Source organism: Candidatus Hepatincolaceae symbiont of Strigamia maritima, assembly GCF_055505085.1.
Window position 1 is genome coordinate 1 of sequence record NZ_DBKDTU010000202.1, and the last position, 6,176, is coordinate 6,176.

At 31.3% G+C, this 6,176-nt stretch carries 5 protein-coding genes; 2 read left to right on the top strand and 3 right to left on the bottom strand.

Annotated elements, in window-relative coordinates; genetic code table 11:
• Both ACQCX0_RS05490 and ACQCX0_RS05495 read left to right on the top strand, forming a co-directional pair.
• On the top strand, positions 1–447 hold a 447-nt coding region (locus ACQCX0_RS05490; protein ID WP_462563164.1), incomplete at its 5' end, for a hypothetical protein.
• A 64-nt stretch (positions 448–511) separates the two neighbouring features.
• Positions 512–1,633, top strand: a complete 1,122-nt coding sequence (locus ACQCX0_RS05495) for a glycoside hydrolase family 3 protein (RefSeq protein ID WP_462563165.1) — start codon at positions 512–514, stop codon at positions 1,631–1,633.
• 206 nt (positions 1,634–1,839) lie between these two features.
• Here the strand turns inward: ACQCX0_RS05495 and ACQCX0_RS05500 are convergent, their stop codons facing one another.
• The 3 genes from ACQCX0_RS05500 to ACQCX0_RS05510 form a co-directional block, all read right to left on the bottom strand.
• Positions 1,840–3,375 (bottom strand): UbiD family decarboxylase, encoded by a 1,536-nt coding sequence (locus ACQCX0_RS05500; RefSeq protein WP_462563166.1) that lies wholly within the window; start codon positions 3,373–3,375, stop codon positions 1,840–1,842.
• Positions 3,376–3,478: 103 nt separating this feature from the next.
• On the bottom strand, positions 3,479–5,029 hold the full coding sequence (gene ubiA, locus ACQCX0_RS05505) for a 4-hydroxybenzoate octaprenyltransferase (protein ID WP_462563167.1): 1,551 nt from the start codon (positions 5,027–5,029) through the stop codon (positions 3,479–3,481).
• Positions 5,030–5,050: 21 nt separating this feature from the next.
• Positions 5,051–6,176 (bottom strand): hypothetical protein (locus tag ACQCX0_RS05510; protein ID WP_462563168.1); only part of this gene is annotated, 1,126 nt, incomplete at its 5' end.

Sequence of the window (6,176 nt, forward strand, 5' to 3'; positions counted from 1 at the left end):
TTAAAAAAATTAGAAGCTAAAATTAATTATATTTATAGTAATACTCTAAAACAAGCACAAGCGTCTAAAAAAACCTCACAAAAAAAGACTGTTTCAAAGAAAACCTTGCAAAAAAAGCAAGTTTCAAAAAAGACCCCACAAAAAAAGAAAATTTCAAAGAAAACCTCACAAAAAAAGAAAGTTTTAAAAAAAACTCCGCAAAAAAAGATAGTAGTAGTTACTAAAAAACCAAAAACTAAAGCAGTAACCCCTAATACTAAGATAATAATTACACAACAAGAACTGCAAGATCTAGCAAGTAAAATTACTATTTTAGATAAACAAATCAATATTTTAAATACTAAATTACAAGGCTTGGCTTCAGATAATAGTGTTGAGCTTAATATTAATAATTCTAAAGATGAGGCTAGCTTTGTGGTACCGGTAGAAACTTCCTCTGGGAGTTAGAGTTTAGTAATTAAATTAAGCAAATTAATATTAGTGTAAAGCAATTGAAAGGAAAAAAATAACTATGAGTATAAGTTATGTAAAATTACTGATGATTTTATTTATTATGAATATCTTTAGTTATACTCTAAAGGCAGAGGTTTCTCTTGATGAAAAAATAGGACAAATGTTGTTTGTAGGATTTTCAGGAGATAGACTTAATACTGAGGTAAAGCAATATCTTACTGAATACAAAGTTGGGGGGATTATTTTAATGAGTTCTTCTCTACATAAAAGTAGAATGCATAATATTAAAAATCCGAAACAATTAGCAAAGTTAACTGAGGATTTACAAGCATTCGTTGCTAAAGAGGCTATAAGTCCTTTATTTATTGGGGTAGACCAAGAAGGAGGCAGAGTAGCAAGACTAAGAGCTTCTAACGGATTTACTGATTTTCAAAGTGCAGAAGAATTAGCGGCAAAGGGTAAAGATACTGTATATTTAGAATCCAAGAAAATAGCTAAAATGCTAAAAGAATATGGAATTAATGTAAATTTTGCTCCGGTGGTTGATGTTAATTTTAATTCTAATAATCCTATTATTGCTAAATTAAAGAGGGCGTATTCTAATTCTCCTAATAAAGTTTATGAATTTGCAGAAGCTTTTGTAAAAGGACATAAAGAGGAAGGCATTATTACCTCAATCAAACATTTTCCTGGGCATGGAAGCTCTAAGGGAGATACTCATTTTGGAATGGTAGATGTTACTAGGAATTGGAAGGTTGAAGAATTAACTCCTTTTATTTTATTTATTAAGAATAAGTATAATGATATGATTATGCCATCCCACATTATGAATAAAACCTTAGATTCTAAATATCCTGCTAGTTTATCTTATAACATGATAACTGAACTTTTATATAATAAACTAGGCTATCAAGGGGTAGTAATTACCGATAGTTTAGATATGGATGCTATTTTTACATATTATTCTTTAGAAAATACGGTGCTAAGTGCTATTAATGCAGGGAATGATATTTTACTCTATGCTAATAATGCTAACAGATCCTATAATCCTAATATAGTATATAATATGGTACGTATTATTAAAGAAGCCGTAGCAAAAGGTACAATTAGTGAAGCAAGAATTAACCATTCTTACCAAAAAATTATGAAATTAAAAAAAGACTTTAACCTTTTGAAATAGTAAGTAGTTATGAAAATTCTTAATTACAGCAGGTTTTTTAGTAATAAGTCATCATTGGCATATTATTGATATTAATATTTTCTAAAAAGCAGAGCTACACTTAAGTATCTTCTACAATCAGAGAATATCTAACTGTTGAAGACTAGCAACCATTACTGTTTTAGTAATTATTTAATAAACTAGGTTTAATTTAATTTTTAACTTAATTATTTCTGTTGCCAAATATTGTCTAAGAATGCTCCTAATCCTAAGTCCTGCCATTTTTTATCTATAGTATTAATGGTCTCTTCATCCATGGTTATTTTAGTTCCCCAATTACGGTTAGTTTCAGGATGCAGTTTAGCGGTGGCATCAATTGCCATTTTCGAGCCTAAACCACTTAAAGGTGAGGCAAAATCCAAGTAGTCAATAGGGGTATTCTCAATTATAGTAACATCGCGAGCTGGGTCTACATTGGTAGAAATTGCCCAAATTACATCCCTATAAGAGCGAGCATTAATATCACTATCTACAATTATAATAAACTTAGTATACATAAACTGCCGTAGATAAGACCATACCCCCATCATTATTCTCTTTGCATGCCCAGCATAGGCTTTTTTAATAGATACCACAGCCATTCTGTATGAACAGGCATCACTGGGTAAGAAGAAATCAGTAATTTCAGGGAACTGTTGTTTAATTAAGGGTACAAAAACATCATTTAAAGCTTCCCCTAAGATTGAAGGCTCATCAGGGGGACGTCCAGTGAAGGTAGATAAATAAACAGGATTTTTCTTCATAGTAATAGCAGTTACATTAAAGATTGGGAACTTTTCTACATCGTTATAATATCCAGTATGATCGCCATAGGGTCCTTCCTTTGCTACTTCAGTACAAGAAACATAACCCTCAATGATAATTTCAGCAGTACTGGGTACTAAAATATCAATGGTTTTAGCAGGAACTAAAGTAGTTTTAGCTCCTCTTAATAAGCCTGCAAATTTATATTCAGATAATGTTTCTGGTAGTGGCATTACTGCGGCAATAATGGTTTGTGGGTCTGCTCCTATGATAACTGCAACCGGCATATCCCTACCCTGATTTTTTTCTTTCCAGCGTTTAAATTGTAAAGCTCCTCCCCTGTGGGCAAGCCAGCGCATAATAGCTTTCTTTTTAGCTAAGATTTGCATTCTATAAATACCTAAATTATAGTCATCCTCTTCATCTCTTTTGGTTTTTTGGGTACTACTAAAATTAGGTCCTTTAGTGGCAATAAGCCCCCAAGTAATAAGAGGAGCTGGCTCATTAGGCCAACACCATTGAATTGGTAAATCGTATAAATTAATTTTATCTTCAGTAAAAATTATTTCCTGTGCCGGAGAAGATTTTACAATCTTTGGCTTCATTGCCATAACTTTTTTTAAAAGTGGTAAGTAAGCAAAAGCCTCTTTAAGTGAAGCAACCGGTTTAGGGTGCCTCATAAAAGCTAAGAGTTCCCCTAATTCTTCTAATTCAGAAAGTTTACGTTGCATAGCCAAAGCAACCCTTTCCTTAGTACCAAATAAATTTACTAATACAGGGATTTTGCTTTTAGTACCGTCTCTTTTAATCACATTCTCAAAGAGGATAGCTTCTTTTTGATGTTTAAGAAATCTGGTTTGAATTTCCGTCATTTCTAGGTAAGTGCTAACCTCAGCCGTTACTCTGATAAGATTACCTTGTTTTTCTAATTCTAGAATAAAGTCTTGTAAAGATTGCATGTTATCTCTCTGTTATTATATAATAAAAGGCTTCTAATAAGAAGGCTAACCATACTATGATTCCCGCATATACATTAGATTTAAAAATATACCAATCTAAGTTCTATCCTAATAAGAAGGCTAACCATACTATGATTCCCGCATATACATTAGATTTAAAAATATACCAATTCTGCTGAGTATTATCAAAATTTATGTGTTTTATCTGCCACAATAAGTGCATTAATACTAATATCATAAGCAGATAAAAAATTATACTTAAATTTATTAGATAACCTAAAAAAATTAATAGGGAGAAACACCCTAAATAGGAAAATAATACCAAAAATAACGATTTACGTTTAAGTAAGGTTACCGTAGATTTTACACCTAATTTTAAATCATCATCATAATCTTCAATGGCATAAATAGTATCATAACCTAAAGTCCATAACACGGCTGCAAAATACAAAAGCATAGTATAAAAAGATATCTCACTATTTAAGGCAGCCTCTGCCAAGATTACTCCCCAATTAAAGGTTAATCCTAACACTAATTGTGGAAAATAAGTAAAACGTTTAGCAAAGGGGTAGATTATAATAAGAACTATTGCTAACAAACCCGTAAGAATTGCAAAGCTGTTCAAAGTCATTAAAATAAAAAAAGCTACTATTAAGAGTACTATTAAAAAAAGAATAGCACTTAAAGGGGATATAGATCCACTAGCAAGTGGTCTGTTTTTAGTTCTGCTCACTAATTTATCTATATTGATATCAGCTAAATCATTAATAATGCAACCTGCGGCTCTCATAAGAATTGAGCCTAAAAAGAAGCATACATAGATATAAGGTACAAAGAAATCTTCATAATAGTTTAAATGAGTATTCATGGCTAAAGACCAAAATCCTGGTAACATCAGGAGGAAAATAGCCATAGGTTTATCAAATCTAGCTAGTTGTAAAAACGGAATAATAACCTTAGGAAAGTATGAAAACAAAGGACTTTCAGGGGTTAAACTTTTGTTAGCTAACTCTTTTGTATGAGAATTAAGATTCTGTTCTTGATTTGTCTCTTGAATAGCTTGAGTAGTCTCCTCTTTAATAGCCCTAAGGACTCTTTGCTCTTTATAGGTTTTATCTCTATTGGTTTCCTTGTTGCGAGTTTTATCTTTACGCTGTTCATTGGCATAGAGATTATCTCTATAGGAAGTATCTTTGGGTGAGGCATTGCTATAGAGTTTATCCCTATAAGCTTTAATCATAGGAGTATCCTCTCTACTGGTTTCCTTGTTGCTTATTTCTGAACTGTAAGCTCCTGCTCTATTATTTCCTGATATTTCGGGAATTGTTCGGTTGTTATAGGAAAATATTCGGTTTTTAGCTAAGGATACCGGACTTTCATAATAATCTTTAGGGTAAAATGCTAGAGTTTTTTGGTAGTCTCTATAGTTATCTTTATGCTTGTTGTTATGGTCGGGACTATAATAGGTTTTATTTTGCTCAATTTTTCTTAATGGTATCCTTAAGGGAGGCTTAGTAATTTTTCTAGAAAACTCCTGGGATTTAGAAGTATTTTGAGTTTTATTTCTAAGATTTTTTGTCGGATTTACTCCGATTCCCACTCTAATTTCTTCCCTAGGGGAAGTCATATTATATGATAATTTCTTATTACTCATTAATAATTAAGACCGATTTTGCTAATATTTAAAATTAAAATTAGTATTCTTTGTATTATTATACATATATTTCTTAGGGAAAAAACTATTATCAGAGGTGTTATAAGGAGCAACTCTGTGTAAGCTTTCTTTAAGGGTATGATAACTATCTACTAATTGATTATTAGCTTGATTCAGCTGAGGATACTTATTATAAATATTTGTGATAGAATTATTATAGGAGTAGGGTTTAGCAAAATTTACAAAATTATCTGTAGCCATTTGCTGTTTATAATGGTTATAGCCTTTTGTATTTGTTTTATTATAACTCATTCTACTATAATTTTCTCCGGTATTATTGCTATCACTATCTCTATTATAGAGCTTTTGAGACCAGTTATTCTGAGAAACTCTTTGAGAATTATGCCGTACTAAAGAGTCTTCTAAGTTAGAAGTCTTATAATTATATGTAGGTTGATAATTTTGATAACTCAGAGAATTATCATTAGTGTTACGCTGGTATCTGGTATTTGTATAAGCAGGAGATTCTTTAGCTAAAAATATATTAGTAGCAGTATCTTTTTTCTCAGCTTCTTGTTTTGCATAATAAAGTGGGATTTGTGGCGATTTTTGCTGAAATTTTGTTTGGTATTTTTGTTGTAGCTGTTGCCTTCTACTAAGTTCTTGCTTTTTTGCAGGCAGGGATTTGTTTGTATTATGCCGAGATCCTTCTACTTCTTGATATTTTTCAGAATTTAAAAGTTGCATTCTCTCTGCAAAGGAGAGAGAAACAGGTTGGGATAAAGCTTTGGTAGCTTGATTTTTTTTGGATAATATTGGAGAATTCGGAATACTGGGATAATAAATATTTTTTTTGGTATCATCACGAATAATCTTATCGGAAAACTTATTAGTATTTTTAGAATTATCCTTAAAAAAATCTCCAGAGCGAACTTCTCTGAGTGCTTGTTTAGGAGGGTTGTTAGTTTTGGGAATAATACCGGTAGTGATTTTAGATTTGATTTTGGGGGTAATCTCAGGGGTAAGATTAAGTGGCGCTAATTTGTTAGCTTTTCCTTTTAAGTCTTGATTTTTTAACTCTTTTTTGTTAGTATTATCTATATCTAAAGCAAATAAATAAGGAAAAAATCCTGGTAATAATGTTGTT

Excerpts from the sequence above, each read along its gene's own strand:
- ACQCX0_RS05495 (WP_462563165.1), top strand. The coding sequence starts at position 512 with ATGAGTATAAGTTATGTAAAATTACTGATGATTTTATTTATTATGAAT.
- ubiA (WP_462563167.1), bottom strand. The coding sequence starts at position 5,029 with ATGAGTAATAAGAAATTATCATATAATATGACTTCCCCTAGGGAAGAA.
- ACQCX0_RS05500 (WP_462563166.1), bottom strand. The coding sequence starts at position 3,375 with ATGCAATCTTTACAAGACTTTATTCTAGAATTAGAAAAACAAGGTAAT.